This window comes from Faecalibacterium sp. AM43-5AT (genome assembly GCF_003603345.1).
Taxonomy (GTDB): domain Bacteria; phylum Bacillota; class Clostridia; order Oscillospirales; family Ruminococcaceae; genus Faecalibacterium; species Faecalibacterium taiwanense.
Map to the genome: position 1 here is coordinate 684,241 of NZ_QVGZ01000001.1, position 26,329 is coordinate 710,569.

The following is a 26,329-nucleotide window of genomic DNA, read 5'->3' on the forward strand; positions in this document are numbered from 1 at the left end:
GGGGATACTCTATAATAGGGGCATAAGGAGGGAGAACCATGAACCCTGTTCCATTTCTCTGGCTGGCTGCCGTGGTGGGCTTTTTGCTGTTGGAGGCTTCCACCTTCAGCATGACCTCCGTCTGGTTCGCCGTCGGCGCAGCTGCCGCCCTGCTCACCTGCCTGTTCACGGATTCGTTCCGGGCGCAGGCCTTGGTGTTCATCGTGGTAAGCATTCTGTGCCTGCTGGCGTTCCGGCCGCTGGCTGCAAAGCTGCGCCAGAAAACCACCCCCACCAATGGCGACCGAAACCTTGGCCGGGAGGCCACCGTGCTGACCACCGTCACCGCCGACCTGCCGGGCCGTGTGCGGCTGGACGGCGTGGACTGGAATGCCCGCTGCGCCACTCCCGGCGACATTCTCACCCCCGGGCAGCGCTGCCGTGTGACCGAACTGCACAGCACCCTGCTCATCGTGGAGCCCGTATTGACCGAAAGCCGCAGAGCGTGATCTGCGTTCTGCGCTGAAACGTTGCACCCATCTGAAAAAGGAGAACCACTATGGTCATGTTTTTTCTGATCCTCGCGCTGGTCTTTGTCGTCCTGCTGGTGATCATCACCAATATCGTCATCGTGCCCCAGTCCAAGGTGTATGTCGTTGAGCGGCTGGGCAGCTACTCCGACACATGGTCGGCAGGCCTGCACATTAAGATTCCCTTCATCGAGCGCATCGCCAAAAAGGTAAGCCTGAAGGAGCAGGTGGCAGACTTTCCCCCTCAGCCGGTCATCACCCGCGATAACGTTACCATGCAGATCGATACCGTGGTGTTCTTTCAGGTGATGGATGCCAAGCTCTACACCTACGGTGTCAACCAGCCCATTGCGGCAATCGAAAGCCTGTCTGCCACCACCCTGCGCAACATCATCGGCGAAATGGAGCTGGACCACACCTTGACCAGCCGCGATGTCATCAACGGCAAAATCACCGCCATCCTGGACGAAGCCACCGACAAGTGGGGCATCAAGGTGAACCGCGTGGAGGTGAAGAACATCATCCCGCCGCGTGAAATTCAGGAAGCCATGGAGAAACAGATGAAGGCTGAGCGCGAGAAGCGCGCCGTCATCCTGAAAGCCGACGGTGAAAAGCAGGCCGCCATTACCGCCGCTGAGGGCGAAAAGGAAGCCGCTATCCTGCGCGCGGATGCTGTGAAGCAGCAGCGCATTCTGGAAGCCGAGGGCGAAGCACAGGCCATTCTGGCCGTGCAGAAGGCCAACGCCGATGCCATCCGCCTGTTGAACGAGGCCATGCCCAGCGATAAGGTTCTGGCCATCCGCAGTCTGGAAGCTCTGGCCAAGGTGGCCAACGGCAAGGCAACCAAGATCATCATTCCTTCGGAGCTTCAGAATCTGGGCGGCGTGGTGCCCAGCATCAAAGAGTTGATGACCGACCCGAAGGACGCAGAATAAAGAATTTTATAAAGGACAGCTTCCTCGCCCTCTCAGTCTCACTTCGTTCGACAGCTCCCCCAAAGTGGGAGCCCTTGGCAGAATGATAAAGTCTCCGGTTTTGCCAAAGCCTCTCCCTTTGGGAGAGGTGTCACGGAACGTGACTGAGAGGGCGAGGCCGCTTGTGGAGGAGCACCACTATGATCTACGATACCCTGAACAACCTGCCCAACTATCTGGGCGTGAGCGACAACCTCGACACCGTCATTGAGTATATCATGGCGCGGGACATCACCACCCTGCCCGCCGGACGCACCCGCATCGACGGCGAAAAGGCTGTGGTCACTGTGAGCACCGTCACACCGCTGACTTCCGATAAAGCGCTGTTCCAGCGCCACGACAACCACATCACGCTGGAGACCGATCTGGACGGCAGCGAGCTGTTTGAGGTGAGCCTTGCTGAGCTGACCCCGACAAAGCCCACCGACGAAGCCGCCGACACCACCGTAGGCACCGCCGGCACCAGCATTGCCGGTATGCTGTGTGAGGGACGGTTTGCCCTGTATCTGGCAGGCGAGCCGTATAAGTCCGGTCTGAAGGCACAGGGCTGCGGTAAGCTGAAAAAAGCCGTGTTCAGCATCGAGCTGGACCCGGACGAGGAAGAAACGGAAGAATAACCGAAAGGAGATTTTCTGTATGGGATTTTTTGCTGTCCTTGCTGCAAGCCTGTTTGCCGTGTTCCTCTTTACCGTGTTCGGCGGCTATTCGCTGCTGCTCTGGTGCCAGCAGTCCCTGTGGATGGTGGTTCCGCCTGCGGTGGTGCTGGCTGTTCTGGTGTGGACATTCATCAAAATGGACGACAAGATCACCGCCCTGCAAAAGCGGGTGGACGAGCTGGAAGCGGCGCAGAAAAACGCCGAAGAGTCCGAGAAATAAATACAGCGACGCCCCTGCAGAAAAAGCTTTTCCTGCAGGGGCGTCGCACTTTTTACACCTTACTTTTTATCCTGTGGGTCATCCAGCCCTTTGAACATCACCATACCCAGACTTGCAAAGCTGGCACCCAGCACAAAACCCACTGTTCCCAGTGTCACGCTGAACAAAACGCCCATGGCAACGCCGAACAGGATGCCCGCGATTTGACTTTTCTTCATTTTACTGCTCTGCCTTTCCGTACCATGCAACGGACAGCCGCCACGAGAGAGCATACAGCGCCAGCGCCGCCGCCAGCACGACAACCAGCACCAACAGCGAACCATGGGCAGGCAGGATGCTGTTCAACAGGATTCCACCGGAGGACACAGCAATGCCCATCAAGCAGGCCAGCACACCGATGCAAAGATAATACACATACCTTGCCTTCTCGTAGCCAAAGCGGTAGGTCAGCGGCAGCAGGATCATGTTGCCCAGCAGGGTCAGCATCGCTACCTGAAGCAGGGTCGCCACGGTGATCTGCACGGTTACCGTACCCCAGAGCAGCTGTGCTGCTGCCAGCGCTGCCATGCTCAGCAGCTCCGACAGTGCCATAGCACCCAAGCCGATCAGGTATTTGCTGCCCACCAGCTGCTCTTTTGTCACCGGCAGGGCGGCACTGTAAGCACTGAACCGGCTGTTCTGGTCGTAGGCCAGCAATGTCATGGGGAATATCCCCAGCAAAAACCCACCGTACAGCATAAAGAAATTAGAGCCTTCCTTCATGCCAAACACTCCCACCAGCATCATGACCACCGCTGCCAGAATGATCACTCTGGTATAGTACCACATCTGATAGACATCCTTTAACAGCAGACCCTTCATTGCACATCTTCCCCTTTCACCATCAGCACAAACAGCTCCTCAATGCTTACCGGGGTAAGCTCTGCCCCGGCGGGCATTGCATCCCGGCGCACAAGCGCCTCGACTCCGTAGGGGGTGACCCGCTTGCCGTACACCTGTGCATCCAACGCCGCCAGCTGCGCCGCCGTGCCATGCCACAGGGCGTATTCCTCCCGCAAGTCATCCTTTTCCTCACAGAGCAGCAGCCTGCCCTTGTGCAGGAAGGCGATGGTATCGCACAGCTTTTCCAAGTCGCTGACGATATGGGAGGAGATAAGGATGGAGTGCTCCTCGTCCCGGGCAAAGTCCAGCAGCAGGTCGGTCACCTCGTCCCGCACCACCGGGTCCAGCCCGTTGGTGGCTTCGTCCAACAGCAGCAGCTTCGGGTGGTGCGCCAGTGCCACAGCGATGCACAGCTTCATCTTCATGCCGGTGGAGTAATCCTTATATTGCTTTTTATCCGGCAGACCGAATTTTTGGCACAGCTCCGCATAGGCGGCAGCGTCCCAGTTGCGGTAGATGCCCGCCATCACCTTGCCCGCCTGCACCGCATTCAGGCACAGGGGAATGCCCTCGCTGCCCAGCACCACGCCGATTTCCTCCTTGCTGCGGACAGAAGCGGTGCGGTTATCCCTGCCCAAAATGGTCACGGTACCGCCGTCCCTCTGCAGCATGTCCAGAATCAATTTGATGGTGGTGCTTTTGCCTGCGCCGTTCTCACCGATCAGGCCGCAGATGGTGCCGCCGGGCAGTGTCAGATCCAGCGGTCCGAGGGTAAAGTCCTTATAGTGCTTTGTAAGTCCCCGCAGTTCCAGTGCGTTCATGTTCAGCCCTCCCACAGCAGTTCCAGCATCTCCCGCAGCTCTTCCCTGCTCAGCCCGCAGGATGCGGACAGCTTCACAGCCTCGGTGAGGTGCGCTTCAATTTTTTTCAGGTTCTCTTCCCGCAGCAGCTCGGTGTTTTTAGGGGCTACAAAAAAGCCCTTTGCCGGTACTGCGTAAAGGAAGCCCTCTTTTTCCAGTTCATCGTAGGCACGCTTTGTGGTAATGACGCTGATGCGCAGATCCCGTGCCAGCCCCCGGATGGAGGGCATGGCCTCGTCCGGCTGCAAAGCCCCGCTGATGATCTGCTGCTTGATCTGGTTGTAGATCTGGTCATAGATAGGCGCGCCGCTTTTGTTGTTGATAAACAGTTCCATCGGCTGCTCCTTTGGCTCTTGCGTTTTATCTGTATATGCACAGTATATACAGTAAATACGGATTTGTCAAGAGAATGCGCAAAAAAATACACCCGCCGTCCAAAACGGACAGCAGGTGCATTTTTAGGTTTTACAGTGCCTTAATGGCGGTCTTAATACGCTCGGCGGCCATCTTGGTCTTTTCGGCGTCACCGAAAGCGGTCAGGCGGAAGTAGCCCTCGCCGCACTCGCCGAAGCCCACGCCCGGGGTACCGACCACGCCGCAGTTTTCCAACAGCCAGTCGAAGAACTCCCAGCTCTTCATGTTACCGGGGCAGCGCAGCCAGATGTAGGGGCTGTTCTTGCCGCCGCAGTACCACACGCCGCACTCGTCCAGAGCGTCTGCGATGACCTTGGCATTCTTGCGGTAGTAGTCCAGATTCTGCTGGATCTCAGCCATGCCGCTCTCGGTGAACACCGCAGCGGCGGCGCGCTGCACCACGTAAGGCACACCGTTGAACTTGGTGGTCTGGCGGCGCAGCCACAGCTTATTGATGTTCATACCCTCGCGCTCCAGCTCCTTGGGCACCACGGTGTAGCCACAGCGGGTGCCGGTGAAGCCTGCGATCTTGGAGAAAGAGCATATCTCAATGGCGCATTCGCGGGCACCCTCGATCTCGAAGATGCTGCGGGCGAGGTTCTCGTCGGAGATGAAGCACTCGTAGGCAGCATCGTACAGGATGATGGCATCGTTCTTACGGGCGTAGTCCACCCATGCCTTGAGCTGGTCGCGGGTGTAGGCGGCACCGGTGGGGTTGTTGGGGCTGCAGATATAAATGATGTCAGCCTTCACATTCTCATCCGGCATCCCCAGGAAGCCGTTCTCCTGACTGGTGCGGCTGTAGATGATCTTGCGGCCATCGGTCACGTTATCGTCCACGTAGGTAGGATAAACGGGGTCCGGCACCAGCACGGTGTTGTCCACATCGAACAGGCCCAGTACGTTGGCCAGATCGCTCTTTGCACCATCAGAGATGAAAATTTCATCCTCTGCCAGCTGGGTGCCGCGGCCTGCGTAGTAGCCCTGAATGGCCTGCTTGAGGAAGGGGTAGCCCTGCTCCGGGCCATAGCCGTGGAAGCCTTCCTTGGTGCCCATCTCATCGGCTGCATCGTGCATGGCCTTGACCACGCACTTTGCCAGCGGCTGGGTCACATCGCCAATGCCAAGACGAATGATCTCCTTCTCCGGGTGTGCCTCCTGATAAGCGGCCACCTTGTGGGCAATGTCCACAAACAGGTAGCTTGCCTTCAGCTCGTTGTAATGCTTGTTCATCTTCATGGTTACTTTCCCTCGATTCATCTTTGTATCATGTTCTCCGCCGCCGGACGGCGGCAGCGAACATTCTTTTTAAACTTCTGTGATACCTTCGCACACGGTCTCGGCGGCGCCGGTCATCAGCAGCTGTCTGCCGGGCAATACCCGGATGGTCAGCACACCGCCGCGCAGCTGCACATGGATGTCCTCGCCTGCCGGGCAGATGCCAAGCTCGGTCAGGGCCGCCACGGTGGCGCAGGTGCCGGTGCCGCAGGCCCATGTCTCGCCGCTGCCGCGCTCCCACACCCGCATCTTCAGGTGGGTGGCATCCACCACCTGCACGAACTCGGTGTTGATGCGCTCCGGGAAGTTTGCGTGGTGCTCAAAGGCCGGGCCGATCTCTTCCAACTTCAGGCTGTCCACATCCTCCACCACGGTCACACAGTGGGGGTTGCCCACACTGATGCAGGTCACATGCCACGTTTTGCCGTCCACGGTCAGTTCTTTGTCCACAAGCGGTTCTTCGCCCATGTTCACAGCAGGCAGGCTGGCAGGCATGGCACTGTAAGCGCCCATCTCCACCTGCCACAGGCCCGCACCCTTGTGGGTGACGGTCTTCAGGCCGCTGAGGGTATCAATGGCAAGGGTCTCTTTGGCAATGCCGTGGGTGTACAGCCATTCAGCCACACAGCGGATGCCGTTGCCGCACATCCTGCCCTCGCTGCCGTCTGCGTTGAAGATGCGCATCATGCCGTCCGCACCCGCCGTCTGCGCAGCGCAGATGCAGATGATGCCGTCCGCACCAATGGAAAAATGCCGCCGGGACAATTTTTCGGAAAGGGCTGCAATGTTCTCCGGCACACCGCTTTTGCGGCAGTCCAGATAGATATAATCGTTAGCGCAGCCCTGCATTTTGGTAAATGAAAGCTTCATGCTCAAAACTCCTTCATGGGACTTGTGGTCAGTCCCTATAAACTCGCTACTCTATAATGATAAGAAACCGGGGCGCTCCTGTCAAGCGAAAATGCACCTTTCCGGCAATTTTTCGCAAAGGAATCTGTCAGAATGGAAAACAGGGCTTGACAATACGCATGGCATGGGATATAAAAAAAGAGAGAGTTTTGTACAGTCCGGGGCCGCGCAGCATCTGCGGGTGCATCCGTCACGGCAGCCGCACGCACGGCACCGGTGTACAGGACAGGCAAAACAACTGCAAAAAGGAGACCACAGGAATGGATACTTTTGAAAAAATCCGTGCATTGCTGGCGGAGCAGCTGGATGTTGACCCGGCAAAGATCACGATGGACAGTGACATCATGAGCGATTTTGAGGCCGACAGTCTGGATATCGTGGATATGGTGATGACGCTGGAGGATGAGTTTGGCATTGAGGTGCCGGACGATGCCATCGAGTCCCTGCGCACCGTGGGCGATGTGGTAAACTTTGTGGACAGCCACGCGCAGAACTGATTCAGTCAAAAAGCCCTGCCTTCTGGTGCGGCACCCGGCCGCACTGCATGGACGGGGCTTTTAATATGGTTCGTGCGGAACGCAAGCCGTTTGGCGCACGGCCTTAGGAGGAAAAAACAAAAATGGCAAAAGATTCAAAGAAGCTCGTACAGGCGATCACCAGCCAGGAAGAGAACTTCGCACAGTGGTACACCGATATCTGCGTGAAGGCAGAGCTGGTGGAGTACTCCAGCGTGAAGGGTTTCATCATCCTGCGCCCCTACGGTCAGGCCATCTGGGAGCTGATCCAGAAGGACATGGATGCCCGCTTCAAGGCCACCGGCCATGAGAACGTGGCAATGCCCGTTCTGATCCCGGAAAGCCTGCTGCAGAAGGAAGGCGAACTGGTCAATGGCTTCGCGCCGGAGGTGGCGTGGGTCACGATGGGCGGTTCCGACAAGCTGGAAGAGCGTCTGGCCGTGCGTCCCACCAGTGAAACCATGTTCTGCGACCACTGGTCCCGCGTGCTGCACAGCTACCGTGAGCTTCCCATGAAGTACAACCAGTGGTGCAGCGTTGTCCGCTGGGAAAAGACCACCCGCCCCTTCCTGCGCAGCCGCGAGTTCTGGTGGCAGGAAGGCCACACCATCCACGAGACTGCCGCCGAGGCTGAGGCTGAGACCCAGCAGCAGCTGAACTGCTACGCAGATGTCTGTGAGCAGGATCTGGCCATCCCCGTGGTGAAAGGCCGCAAGACCGACAAGGAAAAGTTTGCCGGTGCCGAGGCCACCTATACCATCGAGGCCATGATGAAGGACGGCAAGGCCCTGCAGAGCGGCACCAGCCACTACTTTGGCGATAAGTTCAGCAAGGCTTATGACGTGACCTTTACCGGCCGCGACAACCAGCTGCATCATCCGTTCCAGACCAGCTGGGGCGTTTCCACCCGTCTGGTGGGCGCTATCATCATGACCCACGGCGACGACGACGGCCTGATCCTGCCCCCGGCAGTGGCCCCCATTCAGGTGGTCGTAGTGCCCATCGCAGCCCACAAGCCCGGCGTTTCCGAGAAGGCTGCTGAGCTGGCCGAGAAGATCAGCAAGTATGCCCGCGTGAAGCTGGATGACAGCGACAACGCACCGGGCTGGAAGTTCTCTCAGTGGGAGATGAAGGGCGTGCCCCTGCGTCTGGAGATCGGCCCCAAGGATCTGGAAAAGAACCAGTGCGTGCTGGTGCGCCGCGATACCCGCGAAAAAGTCTTCGTCTCTCTGGACGAGCTGGAGACTGCGATTCCCGCACAGCTGGAGGCCCTGCGCAAGGACCTGTACGAGCGTGCTCTTGCCAACCGCGAGAAGCGCACCTGGGCTGCCACCACCATGGACGAGGTGAAGGAGCTGGCCAAGGCAAACACCGGCTACATCAAGACCATGTGGTGCGGCGACCTTGCCTGCGAGATGAAGATGAAGGAAGAAGTCGGCCTGTCCAGCCGCTGCATGCCGTTTGAGCAGGAACACCTGAGCGATGTATGCCCCTGCTGCGGCAAGCCCGCCAAGACCATGGTCTACTGGGGCGTGGCGTACTAAGCTTTCCTTTTGATAACAGCATAAAAGCTCCCGGAGCATTTCGATGTTCCGGGAGCTTTTTCTTGTTTGCAGAACTCCTTCCGTCATCGCCGGCGCGATGCCATCTTCCTCAACGAGGAAGGCTTGACCGCGCAGACAGGCTCCCTCTCTGAGGGAGCTGGCGAGCGAAACGAGACTGAGGGAGTTTTACCGGTCAAATGTGGTGCTCAGGGTGGTCTCCCAGCTTTCACCCGGGGCAAGGCAGGCGGCAGCGGCACGCTGGCTCCACTGCTGCGGGTCAGTCTCGGCGGCGGGCAGACTGTGCCACGGCTCAATGCACACAAACCGCACCGGCTTTGCAGGGGCCGACCAGATGAGCGCGTAGGGGTAGCCTTCCACATTGCAGGTGATCTTGCGGCCGGTGCCCTTCTCATAGATGCCAATGGTCTTGGTGCGCAGGCCCGCCATGCAGAAGCTGTCGTTTGCGAACAGATCATCCGTCAGCTGGATGGCCTGCTGGTTCTTCCACTGGTAATAGCACTTGCCAGACAGCAGGCCGTTCGGACTGGCATCCAGAATGACCGGGCTTTCCGGCTGGTCGAACCGGAACTCGTAATCCGTGGTGGTGTGCTGTCCATCAAAGGGGATGTTGAACGCCGGGTGATAGCCGATGCCAAAGCGCAGCTCTTCGGTGCCGGGGTTGCGCACCGTCAGCGTATGGTGCACGGTCTTGCCGTCCAGACGGAAGATGCTGGTGAGCACAAAGTCGAAGGGGAAGCGTTCGGCTTTGATGGCATCATCCGAGCGCAGCTCCAACTGGATGGTGTCGCCCTCGGCCTTGAGCAGGGTGTGCTCCACATCGCGGGCAAAGCCGTGCTGACCACCCTTGTACGTTTTGCCGTCCACCTCAAAGGTACCGCCGGGCAGCTTGCCCGTCCACGGGAACAGAATGGGTGCGTGGCGCTTCCACACAGCCGGGTCGGCCTGCCAGAGCAGTTCTTCCCCCGCCGCATTTTTCAGGCTGACTGCTTCGGCACCGTGGGTATCCACAGTCAAGGTCAAAAATTCGTTGTGAATGGTTGCCTGCATTGCTGTATTCTCCTTTATGCTTCTTATCATAGACTGCCCGAACGGCAGGTGCGCCCACTCCGTCCTGCTTCCGCTCGCCAGTCCATCCAGCGTGAGAAGCCCTCGCACTTCCCGTAGTGGTGCATCGTCGATTCTAATTGCAGCCTGCACTTTAGACCATGGCTTCGCGTCATCCTGCCGGAGTGGGCGCACCCGCCTAACTGCTTCCAGTATACACTCCTCTGCTGCAAAAGAAAAGCCCCATTCACGCGCGGCGGCGCAGCGGAATACGCTGTGAGAGAAGCGATACCACTTTTACAGCAAAGGAGCATCCGCCTATGAAAAACACCGGCATTCTACGCATTCAGGCTTTCGGTGCCCGTCAGTCCTCGCCCATCGAGGGTGTTCTCGTCACCGTGTCCGGCAACGGCTTTACCGCTCAGCGTATCACCGACGAGACCGGCACCGCTGCCGACCTCTCCATTGAAGCCCCCTCCTGTGCGCTGTCCCTGCAGGAGGACAACACCATCCGGCCCTATGCCGTTGTGGATCTGACTGCCGCAAAAGCAGGCTACCGCACCGTGCGCATTCAGGGCGTGCAGATCTTTGCCGGGCAGGTCACCCTTGCCCAGCCGGAGATGATCCCCGATACCGAGGAAGGCCGCGATATCCCGAATGTGCCGGTGGTCATCCCGGAGCATTCGCTTTTCACCGGAGACGGCGGCAGCGGCCCGGAGCCGGTGCAAAACTGCGTGCCCCGGGTGCTGGACAGAGTTATCATTCCCAAAAACATCACGGTGCATCTGGGCAGGCCTGCGGCATCCGCCCGCAATGTGACTGTCTCCTTCCGGGACTATATCGCCAATGTTGCATCCAGCGAAGTCTACCCTACCTGGCCGGAGCAGGCCCTGCGGGCCAACATCCACTGCCAGATCTCGCTGGCACTCAACCGCATCTACACCGAGTGGTACCCCAGCAAAGGCTACACCTTCAACATTACCAACTCCACCAGCTACGACCAGTATTACGTTCACGGACGCACGGTGTTCGATGTGATGGTGCGCATCACCGACGACATCTTCAACACCTATATCCGCAAGACCGGCACCGTAAACCCCTACTACTCTGAATACTGCGACGGTAAATCGGTCACCTGCCCGGGTCTCAAGCAGTGGGGCACCGTGACGCTGGCCAATCAGGGCCGTAACGCCTTGCAGATCCTGAAGTATTACTACGGCAACGACATCGAGATCATCCGCACCTCGAACATCCAGTCCATCCCCCAGAGCTACCCCGGTTCGCCCATCCGGCAGGGCGACAGCGGCACAGCGGTGTTCACCCTGCAGCGCCAGCTGAACCGCATCACCAAGGACTATCCCTTCCTCGGCCTGCTGACTGTGGACGGCGTGTTCGGGGCCAAGATGGCCGCCACGGTCAGGGCGTTCCAGAAGCAGTTCAACCTGACCGCCGACGGTGCAGTTGGACGGCAGACATGGTACAAGATCAGCTATATCTATGTGTCGGTCAAGGATCTTGCGGAGCTGACCAGCGAGGGCGAGGTATCCAGCGGCACTCTCTCGGACGGCACATGGGGCGGCACCGTGCTGCGCACCGGCTCTACCGGCAGTGCTGTGGAACAGCTGCAGTTCTGGCTGAATACGCTGGCGCAGTACACTTCCTCCATCCCATCGGTCACGGTGGACGGCGTATTCGGCAGCGGCACAGCCGCAGCGGTGCGGGCCTTCCAGCGCAAATACGGCCTGACCGTGGACGGCGTGGTGGGCCGTGACACATGGACCGGGCTGTACGACCAGTTCCGCAGCATCCAGTCCGACAACGGCACCCCCAATGCCTACCCCGGCACCGCCCTGCGGGAGGGTGCAAGCGGACAGAATGTGCGGCTGGTGCAGTTCTGGCTCAAGATCGCGCGCACGGTGTACTCGAACCTGAACAACATCACGGTGGACGGCAAGTTCGGCAGTGCCACCACAGCGGCAGTCAAGCGGTTCCAGACCTACTTTGGCCTGACCAGCGACGGTGTAGTGGGCCGCACGACATGGAACAAGCTATACGAGGTGTACAACGACATCGCCAACAAGCTGCTGTCGTCCAGCCTGCGCCCCGGCGAGTACCCGGGCGTGCTGCGCAAAGGCTCTTCCGGCACAGCGGTGCGGGAGCTGCAGTTCTACCTCTACCTCATGAGCGCCTACGAGAGCAGCATCCCGGCCATTGGCATCGACGGACAGTTCGGTGCTTCCACCGAAGCTGCCGTGCGGGCCTACCAGCGCTTTGCAGGGCTGACTGTAGATGGCATCGTGGGACGTACCACATGGAACAGCCTGTACGACAAGGCGTCCACTCTGCGGGAATCCGGGCCGGTGGTCACCCTGAAGCGCCTGCCCTACCCCGGTACCCCGCTCACAGTGGGGTCTTCCGGCAGTGCAGTGCTCTACTACAGCCTGCTTTTGCAGCGCATTGCCTACTACTTTACCAGTGTGGAGAACCCGCCCCTCTCCGACCAGTACACCGACGAGACTGCCGCCGCCACCCGCAGCGCACAGGAGCTGCTGGGCCTGCCCGAGACCGGCATTGCGGATGCCGACACATGGACAGCTGTGGAAGCGCTGAGCCTGCAGCTCGCCGCCGAAATGCCCAACCCCGACCGCAGCATCGGGCATGGCCCGGTCTACCCGGGCCGGGCCATCGGCGCGGGCAGCGTGGGGCCAGACGTGGCGCAGGTGGAGACATGGCTGAACGGGCGTTCCTGCCTGTACTGCACCGAGGGCTATGTGACCGAGAACCGCTGCTTCGGCCCGGAAGAGACTGCCGCTGTCCGGCTGGCACAGCAGCGGGCCGGGCTGCTGGTGACCGGCACCGTGGACCGCAGAACATGGGCCGCGCTGCAGGCCCAGAGCTGCCCACACTGCAGCAAGGAGGAATGAGCGATGGCACGACTTCTGATCTATGATGCCTACGAGAATAAGGTATACACCTATGCAAACCTGAATGAGAACGACCCCATGCCCTACAGCACCGGCACCACCCTGCGGGTGCGGGAATTCCGGGGTAAATCTGCCAGCCCCACCCTGTGGACCACCATTGCAGCCATGGAAGCATGGAACCTGACCCGCCGCAAGTACGGCAAGGGTATCCCGGTGGGGTATGCCTTCCGCCGCATCTGGGAGGGCGGGCACGGCACCCGCAGCCAGCACTACGCGGGCGTATCCTTCGACGTGGGCCAGAGCCTGACCCAGACCGCCCGCACGGCCATCTACAACGCAGCCCGGGGCACCGGGGCATGGGGCTATGTGGAGCCGCTGAGCCAGACCCCCACATGGGTGCACATGGACCGCCGCTACGGCACGCCCGCCTGCAGCGGCACCACCGCCGGGTATCCTACCCTGAGGCGGGGAAGCCGCGGCTGCTATGTGATGATCCTGCAGGACGCGCTTTCCACGCTGGGCTACCAGACCGGGAGCCGCATCGACGGCATCTTTGGTGCCCGGACGGAGGAAGCGCTGAAAGGCTTCCAGCGGCGCACGAGCCTGCGTGTGGACGGTGTGTGCGGCTGCAACAGCTGGAAAAAGATCAGCACCGCCGTCATCGGCGTGGGACGGACAAAAACGACGATCGATTAGCAGAAACTCCCCCAGTCACCTTCGGTGCCAACCCCCTCGGAGATGGGGCCTTTGGCAAAACCGCAAGCTTTTCCTCTTCGCCAGAGGCTCCCTCATTGAGGGAGCTGGCAAACCCAAAGGATTTGACTGAAAGAGTTCCCCCGTGAAACATCCTTCGCTTCCCATCACCGAAAGTTGAAACTTTCTCCCGCATCTGCCCTTTTCGTTGCGCGGTTTGGAAAAACGTGCTAAAATGGCTCTATTATTAAAATGGTTCATGTTGAAAACAAGAGGATTTGAGGGGTATTGTATCATGGAATTTTCCAAACGACTGGACTTGTTCGGCGACGAGATCTTCGCCGCACTGAACGAACGCAAGGTAGCTCTGGAAGCACAGGGCCGCACCATTTATAATCTGAGCGTCGGCACGCCGGACTTTGCGCCCGCCGAGCACATCCGCAAGGCCATGATGGATGCCGCTGCCGACCCGCAGAACTGGAAGTACAGCCTGCGCGATCTGCCTGAGCTGCTGGATGCCGTGTGCGGCTACTACAAACGCCGCTTTCATGTGGAGATCACCCCGGATCAGGTGGCCAGCTGTGCGGGCAGTCAGGAGGGCGTGGGCCACATTGGTATGGTGCTGTGCGACGAGGGCGACACCGTGCTGCTGCCCACTCCCTGCTACCCGGTGTTCATTGCGGGCAGTCTGCTGGGCGGCGCAAAGCCGTGGTATTACCCGCTGACCAAGGAGCACGGCTTCCTGCCTTATGTGAAGGACATCCCGGAGGATGTGGCCCGCAAGGCAAAGTATATGATCGTCTCCCTGCCCGCAAACCCGGTGGGCAGCGTCGGCTCCCCGGAGCTGTACGCCGAGCTGGTGGCCTTTGCCAAAAAGTATGACATTCTCATCATCCACGACAACGCCTACAGCGACATTATCTTTGACGGGGCCGTGGGCAACAGCTTCTTCAATACGCCGGGTGCCATGGATGTGGGCGTGGAGTTCTTCAGCCTTTCCAAAAGCTTCAATGTCACCGGTGCCCGCATCAGCTTTCTTGTGGGCCGGAGGGACGTGGTAGCTGCCTTCAAGAAACTGCGCGGCCAGATCGATTTTGGCATGTTCCTGCCGGTGCAGAAAGCGGCCATCGCCGCCCTGACCGGCCCGCTGGACATGGTAAAAACGCAGTGCGGCCTGTACCAGCAGCGCCGCGACGCTCTGTGCGGCGGCCTGCGTTCCATTGGCTGGAATGTGCCGGACAGTCACGGCAGCATGTTCGTGTGGGCACCCATCCCGGCAAAGTACGCAAAGAGCATGGACTTCTGTCTTGACCTTGTGGAAAAGAGCGGTGTGCTGTGCACGCCGGGTTCCAGCTTTGGCCCGCTGGGCGAAGGCTACGTGCGCTTTGCCCTCACCCTGCCGCCGGAGCGCATTGCCGAGGCGGTGCAGTCCATCAAGGCAAGCGGTATCCTGAACTAAAAAAACGGGAACGTCCATGCGGCGTTCCCGTTTTTTTATGCGTTCACAATATTCTCTCCCGCGCCATCCAGCCATGTGCGCAGGTTGTTGGCAGTAATATCCATCAGCCGCTGCAGGGCTTCGTTGGTGGCCCACGCGATGTGCGGTGTCAGCAGGGCATTCGGCAGGCCGCGCAAAGGGCTTGCCTGCGGCAGCGGTTCAGTGCCAAAGGCATCGGCACCGTAAAAGCCAAGCTTCCCGTTTTTCAGCGCATCGGCCACGGCCTGCTCGTCCACCAGTGCACCGCGCGCAGTATTCAGCAAGATCATGCCGGGCTTTGCCTTTGCAAGGGTGGCCGCGTTGATCAGCCCCTGTGTTGCAGGTGTTGCCGGGCAGTGCAGGCTGAGCACATCGCTGCGGGCAAGCAGGGTGTCAAGATCCACGAACTCCACACCGTCGGCTTCGTACTCCGGCCGAACGGTGCGGGTGCACACCAACACCTCCATGCCAAAGGCCTTGGCAATGCGGGCGGTCTGCCGGCCAATGCTGCCGTAGCCATAGATGCCAAAGGTCTTGCCCAGCAGTTCCACCTGCGGCAGCAGACCGTAGGCCGCAGGCTCCTCGGTGCGCCAATGGCCGTCCTGCACAAGGCGATGGTAACGGTCGGCGCACTGGCAGATGGCCAGCAGCAGGCTGAAGGTCATCTGTGCCACACTGTAAGTAGAATAGCCAGGCACGTTGGCTACCGGCACGCCATGGCGGCGGCAGGCCTTCAGATCAAGGTTATCCGTTCCGGTGGCAATGATGCCCACCCACCTGAGCTTCGGGCACTGGGCCAGAACGGCTTCGTCGATGCGGCACTTATTCAGGAACACGATCTCCGCATCCCCGATGCGCGGCACCACCTCTTCCTGCGCGGTGCGCCCATAGCGGGTGATGTCCGGCACAAGCGCCTTCACACCCGACCAGTTCAGATCTCCCTGCTGTATGGCATAATCTTCCAGAACAACTGCTTTCATTTCAACTTTCTCACTTTCACATCATACGGGATACAGTGCCAGCACCGTGCCCTGCGGGCTTTCGCGGCTTTCCAGCGCGGCATAGCCCCGAGCCAGCAGGATGGCAATGTGCACCCGGTCGGCCAGCGGGAGCCATACCGGCGGCACATTCTGCGCAAGGCACCCGGCCTGCAGCAGAAAACACGGTGCCAAACTGTCCAGCGGGCGGATAGCCCGCAAAGCAAACCCCTGACGCAGATACAGCGGGATCAGCTCTTCTGCCGCACATTCCACCACGGCCCACCGTGCCCGCTGCCGGGCAAGAAACTCCTGCCGGGCAGCAGCCGCAGCCAGCAGCGGTGCAAGGGTCTCGGCGGCATGGCCGTCCGGCCCGGCTGCCGGGGTCAAAAAATATCCGCCTGACGTGCGGTTCCAGCCCAGAAAGCGGCGCAGCGCAGCCGCCGCTGCCACATCGGCATCCATGGGCAGCAGGATGCACCCGGCTCCCGGCACACCGCGTGTACTGTACATGCCCCACACCTCGCCTACCGTCAGCATCCGCAGCACCTCGCTGCGCGGACGGTACACACTGCTCACTTCGCTCTGCGCCAGCCGGCAGAATTCCTCCGCCGAAAGCCGCCTTACCTGCCGCGTGCGCGGCGGCTCACAAACCTGGATCATTTGGTTTCCCCCATTCTTTTTCAGTATGCACCCAGCATACCGGACCGGGGGCGAGAATCGGCGCGAAACAGGGCTGCTCTTTTTGTTTTACAGATCCAGCGTTACATCCTCGCTCAGCACCTGACCAATGGGCTTTGCAATGCACAGGTCGGCTTCCGCATCTGCCCCGGTGGGCTGCATATTGATGACCACCAGATGATCGCCCCGGAAGTACCGGATCAGTCCTGCCGCCGGGTACACCACAAGGCTTGTGCCGCCGATGATCAGGGTATCCGCACGGCGGATGGCGTTCACCGCGCCGGACAGCACCTCCTCGTCCAGCCCTTCTTCATATAGCACCACATCCGGCTTGACGATGCCGCCGCACTCGGTGCAGCGGGGCACACCGGTGCTGTTGGCAATGAAATCCACATCGTAGAACTTACCGCAGCGGGTGCAGTAGTTGCGCAGGGTGCTGCCGTGCAGCTCGTACACCGTGCGGCTGCCCGCCGCCTGATGCAGGCCGTCGATGTTCTGGGTGACGACCGCTTTCAGCCTGCCCTCCCGTTCCAGCTTTGCCAGCCGCAGGTGAGCCGCGTTGGGCTTTGCCCCCTTCACGATGAGCTTATCGCGGTAAAAACGGTAAAACTCCTCCGGGTTCTCCTCCCAGAAGGTATGGCTCAGGATCGTTTCCGGCGGGTAGGCGTACTTCTGATGATAAAGTCCGTCCACACTGCGGAAGTCCGGGATGCCGCTCTCGGTGGAAACGCCCGCCCCGCCAAAGAACACGATGCTGCTGCTTTTGGCAATGATCTCTTCCAATGCCTGTACCATAACAAAAAACGCCCCTTTCGCCGGATGTACATTTGTGTTAAGATAGCTTCAGTATAACACAAACTCACAGGAAAGGAAGCGCAACTTTTGAACGTCTGGTATGTGAACAGCATTCTGGGAACCTTCCGGCTGGAAGAGGAAAACGATGCCATCTGCGGGCTGACCCTCTGCCCGGACGGGGTGCCGGAACTGGAACCGCTGCCCCGCAAGGTGTGCGAAACACCGCTTTTACAGGAAGCCGAGGAGCAGCTGAACGAATATTTTGCCGGGGCGCGCAGGGAGTTCGATCTGCCCCTCGCTCCAAAGGGCACAGCTTTCCAGAAAGCCGTCTGGGCCGAGATGAACAAGATCCCCTACGGTGAGACCCGCACCTACGGCCAGCTGGCCGCCGCTGTTGGCAAGCCCAAGGCCAGCCGTGCTGTGGGCGGTGCCTGCCACTGCAACCCCATCGCCATCCTTCAGCCCTGCCACCGGGTGGTGGGCAGCACCGGCAAGCTCACCGGCTACGCCTATGGCGTGGAGATGAAGCAGTATCTTCTGGAATTGGAAAAATAGGAATAAGCAAAGGGAAAGGCTCTGCAGAAATTTTGCAGAGCCTTTCCCTTTTACCATAAGTTACTGTGCACTGTAAATGCTGCCCATCGTCCAGGAATTATCCGCGCTGTACTTGGCGTGGTTGCGCAGGTAGGTGACCCATGCGCCGTAGCCGTTGCCGGCAGAGAGATGCACGCCATCCGGCGCTGCAAGCATCTCCTTCAGGTTGCCCTCGCCGTCGGCAAGGGTCTCCCACAGGTCAAGGTAAACGCATCCCTTGCTGGCGGCCAGCTGAGCCAGCTGCTCGTTCACACCGCGCAGCACATCCGATGCAAGGCCGGGCTTTTCGGCAGCTGCCGAGGGTCGCACCGGCGGGATAGACTGCACGTAGATCACGCAGTCCTCGCCCAAAGCCTCGCGCAGCATATCCAGCATCTGGCTATAGTAGGCAAGGAAGCGATCCGAAGCGCCCAGCGTGGTGAGGGTGTTAGTGCCCAGCAGGATATACAGTTTCTTGGGCCGGGCAGCGGCCAGCACATCCAGCGCTACCTCCTGCCCGCGGATGGGGCTTTTGACTGCGCTGCGGTTCACAATGGCATCCGGGCCAACGCCGGTATAGCCGCAGATGAGTGCCCCGCCCAGATTGATCTGGTAATCCGAGAAGCCCACCGTCAGACTGTCGCCCAGAAAGGCTGCGTCCGCAAAGTAGCTCAGGTCCACCTGCCCGCAGCTGGGCTGGCGGATGACGCTGGCATCATAGGCTTTGACGGTGTAGGCCCCAGCGCTCTGCTTTGCAGGGCCAAAGTTCTCCAGTGTGACGGCCTGCCCACCGGTGCTGCCATCCTGTGCAGCACTGCTGCTGTCCGCTTCGCCCTGCATGGGCAGCGGTGCCAGAATGTTCTCGGCAATGCCGCTGGCGTTGGTAAACGGGGTATCGTCCGCGCCCTCTGCGCCCTTTTCCAGAATGGCCGTGATGGCGTAGGATACCAGCAAAATGGCGACTACTGCGCCCAGAAAGCGCAGCTTGCCGCTGACTGTACCGCGCCGTGCCCGGCGCGGCGCAGAATGATACTCGTGTGAAATGCCCATGGTTTTTCCAGCTTTCTCCATTTTTCCCGCACAGAAGGGGGTGTTACCCGCCCGGGGCTGTGCGTTTTTTATTTTATCATAATTTTTTTGCCTGTGCAACCAATTAGGTCTTGCATACAACAGGCAAAACAGGTACAATAAGGATGTGGTAATTTTGCACATTTTACAAAAAGGGTGTGCACATGCCGCAAACTTTTTTGTATCACTTGCAGCATCCGGTTTGTTTGCCGCACGGTCTGCGGGCAGTGCAGGGCCTTTAGACCAAACCCCACTCTGGCGGCGCGGAAGCCGGAACCTGCAGCGATGTACAAATGATAAGAATGAAATTTGCAAAAGGAGGTACTCATGGCCAAGAATGTGATCATTGGTCAGAGCGGCGGCCCTACCGCCGTGATCAACTCCAGTCTGGCAGGCGTGTACAAAGCCGCCTGCAGCCTGGGTGCAGACAAGGTGTACGGCATGAAATACGGCATCGAAGGTCTGCTCAAGGAAGAAATGCTGGAGCTGAACGTCCTGCTGGACGACCGCATGAGCATTGAACTGCTCAAGCGCACGCCTTCCAGCTACCTTGGCAGCTGCCGTTACAAGCTGCCGGACCCGGATGTGGACTCCACACCCTTCATCAAACTGTTCACCCTGTTTGACAAGTACGACATCTGCGCGGTGTTCTACATTGGCGGTAACGACTCCATGGACACCATCGCAAAGCTTTCCCGCTACGGTGAGCGCGTGGGCAGCAGCGTGCGGTTCATCGGTGTGCCCAAAACCATCGACAACGACCTGTGCCTGACCGACCACACCCCCGGCTACGGCTCTGCCGCCAAGTACATTGCCACTATTTTAAAGGAAGTCATCCGGGATTCCTCCGTGTATGACATCCGCAGCGTGACCGTGGCCGAGATCATGGGCCGACATGCGGGCTGGCTTGCCGGTGCGGCCTGCCTTGCGGGCGGCGACGACTGCGAAGGCCCGGATCTGATCCTGCTGCCGGAGGTGCCCTTCGATCAGGACAAGTTCCTTGCCAAGGTGGACGAGCTGCAGCGCCGCAAGTCCAATGTGATCATTGCGGCCAGCGAGGGCGTAAAGACCGCCGACGGCACCTATCTGTGCGATCTGGTGTCCACCGCAGGCCAGCTGGATGCCTTTGGCCACAAGGCCGTGCTCAGCGGCACCAGCCGTTATCTCTCCGACCTCATCCACGACAAGCTGAACTGCAAGAGCCGTGCCATCGAGTTTTCCACCCTGCAGCGCTGCGCCAGCCATCTGGCCAGCCGCACGGATGTGAACGAAGCCTACGCTGTGGGCGGTGCCGCAGCAGCCGCCGCCTTTGCGGGCGAGACCGGCCGCATGATCGCGCTCAAGCGCATTTCCGCTTATCCCTACCAGTGCATCACCGAGTCGGTGGATGTGCAGCAGGTGGCAAACCTTGAAAAGAAGGTGCCGCTGGACTGGATCAGCCCCGACGGGATGCAGGTGACTGCTGCCTTTGAGGAGTACGCCCGCCCGCTGATCCTGGACGAGGTAACGCCCGTCTATGTCAACGGCACCCCGCGCCACATCCGCCTGTAATCCCTTTTCCCGCGTCTGTTTTCGTGCATCCTGCACGTAATATTATATTGCCGAAACAGAAAAACAAAAAAGGAGAAATCATCATGGGTAAAAATGCAATCGTTGGTCAGTCTGGCGGTCCTACTTCCGTCATCAATGCAAGCCTTGCAGGCGTATTTGAAAGCTGCAAGAGCCGCGGCGCAGAGATCGTTTACGGTATGTGCAATGGCGTTGCCGGTCTGCTGGAGGAGCGGGTGGTGGATCTTTCCACCGTGCTGACGGACGATCTGGACATCGAGCTGCTCAAGCGCACCCCGTCTAGCTTCCTCGGCAGCTGCCGCTACAAGCTGCCGGACTGGCATGAGGACGAGACCGTCTACAAAAAGCTGTTCGCCATTCTGGAAAAGCTGAACATCGGCTACTTCTTCTACATCGGCGGCAACGACTCCATGGACACCATCGGCAAGCTGGCTGAGTACGGCGAGCGCATCCAGAGCGACATCCGCTTTATGGGCGTGCCCAAGACCATCGACAACGACCTGATGGTCACCGACCACACCCCCGGCTACGGCTCTGCTGCCAAGTACATCGGCGTGGTGATGAAGGAGATCATCCGCGATGCCACCGTGTACGGCACCAAGTACGTCACCGTGGTGGAGATCATGGGCCGCAACGCCGGCTGGCTGACCGCTGCCGCCGCTCTGGCAAAGAGTGACGACTGCGAGGGTGTGGACATGATCTGCCTGCCCGAAGTGCCCTTCAATGTGGAACACTTCATTGAGAAGGTGCGCGTGATGCAGGAGAAGAAGCCCAGCATCGTGATCGCCGTTTCCGAAGGCGTGAAGCTGGAGGATGGCCGCTACGTCTGTGAGCTGGCCGACGATGTGCACGCAGTGGATGCCTTTGGCCACAAGGCCCTGACCGGTACCGCACGGTATCTGGCAAATGTGGTGGCCCGCAATCTGGACACAAAGACCCGCTGCATCGAGCTTTCCACCCTGCAGCGCTGCGCAGGCCATCTGACCAGCCGCACCGACATCACCGAAGCCTATCAGGTGGGCGGTGCTGCCGCCAAGGCGGCCTTTGAGGGCGTTACCGGCCAGATGGTGGCCCTGAAGCGCATCTCCAACAGCCCGTACCAGTGCACCACCGAGCTGCACCCCATCAGCGAGGTTGCAAACCTCGAAAAGAAGGTGCCGCTGAGCTGGATGAACGCCAACCACACCCAGATGACCGATGAGTTCCTGGCTTATGCCCGCCCGCTGATCCAGGCCGAGCTGACCCCGCTGTACATTGCCGGTCTGCCCCACCACATCTACATGAAGAATCAGAAGTGATCTCTCCTGCATTGATTTTTCTCAAGGCATGATGAAAGCCCGTCCGAGTTTTACGCCCGGACGGGCTTTTTGCATTTCGGTATTCTCCGCTTTAGAACATCAGACCGCTGCGCCGACTTTGGGCGCGCCGCCTGCGATCTCCTCTGCCGTCAGAGGCTTTGCCTCCACCGGGGCATTCAGGCGCTCTTTGGCCACTGCCAGCATCAGCTTGATGCGGTTTTCCTGATTGACCTTGGTGGCGCTGGGGTCGTAATCGATGGGGGTAATGTTGGCACTGGGGTACAGGGCGCGGATCTTGTTCACCATACCCTTGCCCACGATGTGGTTGGGCAGGCAGCCGAAGGGCTGGGCACACACGATGTTGCCGTAGCCGCCCTGCACCAGCTCGATCATCTCGGCAGTCAGCAGCCAGCCCTCGCCCATCTTGGCACCCAGCGAAATGATGCCCTTGGGCTTTTCCACCAGCTCCTTGAAGGGGCCGGGGGCGTAGAAGCCTGCGTCGGCCTCAGCCTTGAGCATGGCGCGCTCGATGCTGTCCAGCCAGTTCAGGAACTGGTCAATGCCGATCTTCACAGCCAGCTTGCCGCCGTACAGGACGTGGTCCTCGCCCATGTTGAAGGCACAGTACTGCACAAAGCCCATCAGGCCCGGGAAGTTCACCTCACATTCCTGACTTTCGAGGAACTTCTGCAGGTCGTTGTTGCCCAGCGGGCTGTACTTGACGTAAATTTCGCCAACCACGCCCACCTTGACCTTGGGCACCCGGGTAACGGGGATGGCAGCAAAGTCCTTTGCGATGAGGGGGAAGGTGTGCTTCATCTCCTTGGAGGTGTAGCCCTTGCCTGCCAACAGCACGCGGCCCAAGCGTTCCACCCACAGGTCTACCATCTTATCGGCAGCCCCCTTCTCGTTCTCGTAAGGTGCCACCTGATTGCGCAAAGCGCACAGCATATCGCCGTAGAAGATGCAGGCCAGCGCACGGCGGGCCAGCGGCAGGGTCATCTGGAAGCCGCTGTCCTTTTCCAGACCCGAGAAGTTCAGGCTGGCCACCGGGATCTGCGGATATCCGGCCTTCACCAGTGCCTTGCGCAGCAGATGAATGTAGTTGGAGGCACGGCAGCCACCGCCGGTCTGGGTGATGAGCAGGGCGGTGTGGTCCAGATCATACTTGCCGCTGTTCAGCGCATCCAGAAACTGACCGATGACCAGCAGAGCCGGGTAGCAGGTGTCGTTGTGGACGTATTTCAGGCCCAGCTGTGCCACGGCACTGCCGCAGTTGCCCAGAATTTCGCACTTGTAGCCGTCGTAACGCAGAGCGTACTCCAGCAGGCGGAACTGGGTAATGGCCATGTTGGGGATGAGGATGGTGTGGGTCTTCTTCATCTCCGGAGTAAATTTGGGATAATTGTATTCCATAGGTTCCTCCTATGTTGCTTTCTTAAAAAGCTTTTTGCTCTATCTCTATTTTATTCTGCCTTTTCTGCGGCCACCTCGTCGCGCTCGTCCAGAGCAGCAAACAGACTGCGCAGGCGGATATTCACGGCACCCAGATTGGTGATCTCGTCGATCTTGAGCTGGGTGTAGAGCTTGCCGCCCTCCTGCAGGATCTCGCGGGTCTCGTCGGTGGTGATGGCATCCACGCCGCAGCCGAAGGACACCAGCTGCACCAGATCCATATCCTTCTGAGTGGTGCAGTACTTGGCGGCGGCATACAGGCGGCTGTGGTAGGTCCACTGGTTCAGCACACTGGTGGGGAACTTCTGCACCCGGTTGGAAATGCTGTCCTCGGTAACAACGGCAGCACCGTGGCGGGTGATGAGGCGGTCGATGCCGTGGTTCACCTCGGGGTCCACATGGTAGGGGCGGCCTGCCAGCACGATGATGCGCTTGCCCTGACGGCGGGCTTCATCGATGATCTCGCTGCCCTTCACGCGGATCTTTGCCATGTGGGACTCGTATTCCGCATAGGCGGCATCTGCTGCGGCCTGCACCTCTTTTTCAGAGATGCCGCCGAAGTACTTGGGCAGGATGTTCTTTGCCATCTTGTGCACAAAGTCCTTAGGGCGGTGGATGCCCACATAGTCATAGATGAACTTGGTGCCCTCCAGCTCCGGGCAGTTGCCTGCCAGGACCTCGGGGTAGTAGGCCACCACCGGGCAGTTATAGTGGTTGTCGCCCAGTCCCTCGTCCACATTGTAGGTCAGGCAGGGGTAGAAAATAGCGTCCAGCTGCATCTGGCTCAGGGCCTTGATGTGGCCGTGGCTCAGCTTTGCCGGGAAGCAGGCGGTATCGCTGGGGATGGTAGCCTGACCGGCGAGGTACAGGCCGCGGCTGGACACCGGGCTGGTGTGCACGGCAAAGCCAAGCTTTGTCCAGAAGGCCCACCAGAAGGGCAGCAGCTCGTAGAAGCCCAGACACAGCGGGATGCCGATGGAGCCGCGCTTGCCGGCCACCGGCTTGTACTCGGCCAGAAGCTGCTGCTTGTAGGCGTAGAGGTTCAGGCTGTCGTCGGCACTCTTGCCGGTCACAGGCTTGTCGCAGCGGTTGCCGGAGATGTACTTGCGGCCATCCGCAAAGGTGTTGACGGTGAGCTGGCAGTGGTTGCCGCAGCCGCCGCACTTGACGCTGACCACCTTCTGTGCAAAGGCTTCCAGCTCCTGCTCGTTCATCATGGCAGAAGCAGTCTTGTGGGCCTTCTGGCTCTGGCGCAGGCCGAACAGAGCCGCACCGTAAGCGCCCATCAAGCCGGCAATGTCCGGGCGGATGACCTCCACGCCCATCTCCTTTTCAAAGGCGCGCAGCACGGCTTCATTATAGAAGGTACCGCCCTGCACCACGATCTTGCGGCCCAGCTCTTCCGGGCTGGAAGCGCGGATGACCTTGTACAGTGCGTTCTTGACCACGCTGATGGACAGACCAGCCGAGATGTTCTCGATGCTGGCGCCGTCCTTCTGGGCCTGCTTGACCGAGCTGTTCATGAACACGGTGCAGCGGCTGCCCAGATCCACCGGACGGTCTGCGAACAGGCCCAAGCTTGCAAATTTCTTCACGTCATAGCCCAGTGCCTGTGCAAAGGTCTGCAGAAAGCTGCCGCAGCCGGAGGAACATGCTTCGTTCAGGAAGATGTTGCTGATGGCACCATCTTCGATCTTGAAGCACTTCATATCCTGACCGCCGATGTCGATGATGAAATCCACATCCGGCATAAAGTATTTTGCAGCGGTAAAGTGCGCCACCGTTTCCACCAGACCGTAATCGCAGCGGAATGCGTTCTTCACCAGCTCTTCGCCGTAGCCGGTGGTGGTCACGCTGACCACCTGCAGGCCCGGGTGCTCCTTGTAAATTTTGAGCAGCTGTTCCCGGATGAGGGGCAGCGGGTTGCCGAGGTTCGGTTGATAGTTGGTGTAAAGGATCTGGCTCTTCTCGTCCACCACCACCAGCTTGACGGTGGTGGAGCCGGAGTCGATGCCGATATGCACCGGGCCGCACTGCGCGCTGAACGGCACACGCGGCACACTGTGGGACATGTGGCGGGCGTGGAACGCCTCATACTCCTCCTTGCTGGCGAACAGCGGCGGCTCGCTGGCGTAGGTGGCAGTGGCAGCATACTGATCCAGCGCATCGGCCACCTCAGACAGAACAAAAGCCTTGTCGGCATAGAGGGCAGCGCCCAGTGCCACATACAGCAGGCTGTTCTCCGGGCAGATGCCGGTCACGTTCAGCGCCTCGTCAAAGCTCTTGCGCAGCACGCTGCTGAAGGTGAGCGGGCCGCCCAGATACAGGATATTGCCCTTGATGGGACGGCCCTGTGCAAGGCCTGCAATGGTCTGGTTGACCACAGCCTTATAAATGCTGGCAGCAATGTCCTCGGTGCGGGCACCCTGATTGATCAGGGGCTGCACGTCGCTCTTGGCAAACACGCCGCAGCGGGACGCAATGGTGTAGGTGCGCTGTGCGTTCTCTGCTGCCTTGTTCATCTCGTCGGCACCCATTTTCAGCAGGGTGGCCATCTGGTCGATAAAGGCACCGGTGCCGCCGGCACAGCTGCCGTTCATGCGCACCTCGGTACCGTTGGTCAGAAACAGGATCTTGGCATCCTCACCGCCCAGCTCGATCACGCAGTCGGTGGCAGGCACAAAGCGCTTGACCGCTACGCGGGTGGAGAACACCTCCTGCACAAAGGGCACGCCGCAGCTGTCGGCCAGACCCATGCCCGCCGAACCGGAAATGCTCAGCAACGCCTTCTGACCGTGCAGCTGCTCGGCATCGATGCGGCGCAGTAGCTCCTGCGCCTTTTCCAGAATATGGCTGTAATGCCGTTCGTATGTAGAATACAGCAGCGCATCATGTTCATCCAGCACCACACACTTGATGGTGGTACTGCCGATGTCAAGACCTACTCTCACGTTGTTTTTCCTCCTAAGGACAAATGCCGGAGGCAAAGCCCC

Annotated in this window: 25 protein-coding genes; 12 read left to right on the forward strand and 13 right to left on the reverse strand. The window is 59.6% G+C overall.

Translation table 11 applies throughout. The annotated features are described in order from the left end of the window. Nucleotides 1–38 precede the first annotated feature (38 nt). From DW937_RS03555 to DW937_RS03570, 4 genes are all read left to right on the forward strand, one after another. Nucleotides 39–488: an NfeD family protein gene (locus tag DW937_RS03555; RefSeq protein WP_097778189.1), complete on the forward strand. Its 450-nt coding sequence runs from the start codon at nucleotides 39–41 to the stop codon at nucleotides 486–488. Nucleotides 489–538: 50 nt separating this feature from the next. Next, nucleotides 539–1,444 (forward strand): SPFH domain-containing protein, encoded by a 906-nt coding sequence (locus DW937_RS03560; protein ID WP_005939926.1) that lies wholly within the window; start codon nucleotides 539–541, stop codon nucleotides 1,442–1,444. A gap of 179 nt (nucleotides 1,445–1,623) precedes the next feature. Continuing rightward, entirely contained in the window at nucleotides 1,624–2,100 is a 477-nt protein-coding gene (locus DW937_RS03565; protein ID WP_120120147.1) for a YhcH/YjgK/YiaL family protein, read from the forward strand. A gap of 19 nt (nucleotides 2,101–2,119) precedes the next feature. Further along, the gene (locus DW937_RS03570) at nucleotides 2,120–2,359 is read left to right on the forward strand and encodes a hypothetical protein (protein ID WP_120120148.1); all 240 of its coding nucleotides are present in this window, start codon (nucleotides 2,120–2,122) and stop codon (nucleotides 2,357–2,359) included. 59 nt (nucleotides 2,360–2,418) lie between these two features. Here the strand turns inward: DW937_RS03570 and DW937_RS14835 are convergent, their stop codons facing one another. The 6 genes from DW937_RS14835 to dapF form a co-directional block, all read right to left on the reverse strand. Next, nucleotides 2,419–2,577: a hypothetical protein gene (locus tag DW937_RS14835; RefSeq protein WP_165852870.1), complete on the reverse strand. Its 159-nt coding sequence runs from the start codon at nucleotides 2,575–2,577 to the stop codon at nucleotides 2,419–2,421. A gap of 1 nt (nucleotide 2,578) precedes the next feature. Further along, nucleotides 2,579–3,220 (reverse strand): ABC-2 transporter permease, encoded by a 642-nt coding sequence (locus tag DW937_RS03575; protein ID WP_120019662.1) that lies wholly within the window; start codon nucleotides 3,218–3,220, stop codon nucleotides 2,579–2,581. Further along, a complete protein-coding gene (locus tag DW937_RS03580; protein WP_120120149.1) occupies nucleotides 3,217–4,062 on the reverse strand; it encodes an ABC transporter ATP-binding protein in 846 nt (281 codons plus the stop codon). The genes DW937_RS03575 and DW937_RS03580 overlap by 4 nt, the downstream gene beginning before the upstream one ends. A gap of 2 nt (nucleotides 4,063–4,064) precedes the next feature. Then, nucleotides 4,065–4,484, reverse strand: coding sequence for a GntR family transcriptional regulator (locus DW937_RS03585; protein ID WP_343214684.1), 420 nt, complete (start codon nucleotides 4,482–4,484; stop codon nucleotides 4,065–4,067). An 82-nt stretch (nucleotides 4,485–4,566) separates the two neighbouring features. Then, on the reverse strand, nucleotides 4,567–5,754 hold the full coding sequence (locus tag DW937_RS03590; protein ID WP_120120150.1) for an LL-diaminopimelate aminotransferase: 1,188 nt from the start codon (nucleotides 5,752–5,754) through the stop codon (nucleotides 4,567–4,569). Between the two features lie 69 nt (nucleotides 5,755–5,823). Further along, a complete protein-coding gene (dapF, locus tag DW937_RS03595) occupies nucleotides 5,824–6,663 on the reverse strand; it encodes a diaminopimelate epimerase (protein WP_097778195.1) in 840 nt (279 codons plus the stop codon). A 299-nt stretch (nucleotides 6,664–6,962) separates the two neighbouring features. Here dapF and acpP point away from each other — a divergent pair, with 299 nt between their 5' ends. Both acpP and proS read left to right on the forward strand, forming a co-directional pair. Further along, nucleotides 6,963–7,199 (forward strand): acyl carrier protein, encoded by a 237-nt coding sequence (acpP, locus tag DW937_RS03600; RefSeq protein ID WP_044953468.1) that lies wholly within the window; start codon nucleotides 6,963–6,965, stop codon nucleotides 7,197–7,199. Nucleotides 7,200–7,321: 122 nt separating this feature from the next. Next, entirely contained in the window at nucleotides 7,322–8,761 is a 1,440-nt protein-coding gene (gene proS, locus DW937_RS03605; RefSeq protein WP_005939895.1) for a proline--tRNA ligase, read from the forward strand. A 186-nt stretch (nucleotides 8,762–8,947) separates the two neighbouring features. Here proS and DW937_RS03610 read toward each other — a convergent pair whose 3' ends face one another. Then, the gene (locus DW937_RS03610; protein WP_120120151.1) at nucleotides 8,948–9,829 is read right to left on the reverse strand and encodes an aldose 1-epimerase family protein; all 882 of its coding nucleotides are present in this window, start codon (nucleotides 9,827–9,829) and stop codon (nucleotides 8,948–8,950) included. Between the two features lie 317 nt (nucleotides 9,830–10,146). Between DW937_RS03610 and DW937_RS03615 the strand changes: the two genes are divergently transcribed. The 3 genes from DW937_RS03615 to DW937_RS03625 all read left to right on the forward strand — a co-directional run bounded on the left by DW937_RS03615 (nucleotide 10,147) and on the right by DW937_RS03625 (nucleotide 14,902). Then, nucleotides 10,147–12,750 (forward strand): peptidoglycan-binding protein, encoded by a 2,604-nt coding sequence (locus DW937_RS03615; protein ID WP_120120152.1) that lies wholly within the window; start codon nucleotides 10,147–10,149, stop codon nucleotides 12,748–12,750. Between the two features lie 3 nt (nucleotides 12,751–12,753). After that, nucleotides 12,754–13,446 (forward strand): peptidoglycan-binding domain-containing protein, encoded by a 693-nt coding sequence (locus tag DW937_RS03620; protein WP_118528088.1) that lies wholly within the window; start codon nucleotides 12,754–12,756, stop codon nucleotides 13,444–13,446. Nucleotides 13,447–13,738: 292 nt separating this feature from the next. Continuing rightward, nucleotides 13,739–14,902 carry an aminotransferase class I/II-fold pyridoxal phosphate-dependent enzyme gene (locus DW937_RS03625; RefSeq protein WP_044953423.1) on the forward strand — a complete coding sequence of 388 codons (1,164 nt, stop codon included), beginning with the start codon at nucleotides 13,739–13,741 and terminating at the stop codon, nucleotides 14,900–14,902. 35 nt (nucleotides 14,903–14,937) lie between these two features. On the opposite strand, the gene DW937_RS03630 is transcribed toward DW937_RS03625, so the two are convergent. The 3 genes from DW937_RS03630 to DW937_RS03640 all read right to left on the reverse strand — a co-directional run bounded on the left by DW937_RS03630 (nucleotide 14,938) and on the right by DW937_RS03640 (nucleotide 17,373). Continuing rightward, a complete protein-coding gene (locus DW937_RS03630) occupies nucleotides 14,938–15,900 on the reverse strand; it encodes a D-2-hydroxyacid dehydrogenase (RefSeq protein WP_120120153.1) in 963 nt (320 codons plus the stop codon). Nucleotides 15,901–15,921: 21 nt separating this feature from the next. Further along, entirely contained in the window at nucleotides 15,922–16,560 is a 639-nt protein-coding gene (locus DW937_RS03635; RefSeq protein ID WP_120120154.1) for a hypothetical protein, read from the reverse strand. A gap of 87 nt (nucleotides 16,561–16,647) precedes the next feature. Further along, nucleotides 16,648–17,373: an NAD-dependent protein deacylase gene (locus DW937_RS03640; RefSeq protein ID WP_097778209.1), complete on the reverse strand. Its 726-nt coding sequence runs from the start codon at nucleotides 17,371–17,373 to the stop codon at nucleotides 16,648–16,650. A gap of 87 nt (nucleotides 17,374–17,460) precedes the next feature. Here DW937_RS03640 and DW937_RS03645 point away from each other — a divergent pair, with 87 nt between their 5' ends. Continuing rightward, nucleotides 17,461–17,928 carry a methylated-DNA--[protein]-cysteine S-methyltransferase gene (locus DW937_RS03645; protein ID WP_097778210.1) on the forward strand — a complete coding sequence of 156 codons (468 nt, stop codon included), beginning with the start codon at nucleotides 17,461–17,463 and terminating at the stop codon, nucleotides 17,926–17,928. A gap of 60 nt (nucleotides 17,929–17,988) precedes the next feature. Here DW937_RS03645 and DW937_RS03650 read toward each other — a convergent pair whose 3' ends face one another. Continuing rightward, nucleotides 17,989–18,996: a GDSL-type esterase/lipase family protein gene (locus DW937_RS03650; RefSeq protein WP_120120155.1), complete on the reverse strand. Its 1,008-nt coding sequence runs from the start codon at nucleotides 18,994–18,996 to the stop codon at nucleotides 17,989–17,991. 345 nt (nucleotides 18,997–19,341) lie between these two features. On the opposite strand from DW937_RS03650, the gene DW937_RS03655 reads away from it, so the two are divergent. Further along, nucleotides 19,342–20,565, forward strand: a complete 1,224-nt coding sequence (locus tag DW937_RS03655; RefSeq protein ID WP_005939849.1) for a 6-phosphofructokinase — start codon at nucleotides 19,342–19,344, stop codon at nucleotides 20,563–20,565. Nucleotides 20,566–20,648: 83 nt separating this feature from the next. Continuing rightward, nucleotides 20,649–21,881 carry a 6-phosphofructokinase gene (locus DW937_RS03660; RefSeq protein ID WP_044953421.1) on the forward strand — a complete coding sequence of 411 codons (1,233 nt, stop codon included), beginning with the start codon at nucleotides 20,649–20,651 and terminating at the stop codon, nucleotides 21,879–21,881. Nucleotides 21,882–21,980: 99 nt separating this feature from the next. On the opposite strand, the gene DW937_RS15390 is transcribed toward DW937_RS03660, so the two are convergent. After that, nucleotides 21,981–23,297: a 2-hydroxyacyl-CoA dehydratase gene (locus DW937_RS15390; protein WP_120120156.1), complete on the reverse strand. Its 1,317-nt coding sequence runs from the start codon at nucleotides 23,295–23,297 to the stop codon at nucleotides 21,981–21,983. Nucleotides 23,298–23,347: 50 nt separating this feature from the next. Beyond that, a complete protein-coding gene (locus DW937_RS03670; protein ID WP_165852871.1) occupies nucleotides 23,348–26,287 on the reverse strand; it encodes an acyl-CoA dehydratase activase in 2,940 nt (979 codons plus the stop codon). Between the last annotated feature and the right edge of the window lie 42 nt (nucleotides 26,288–26,329).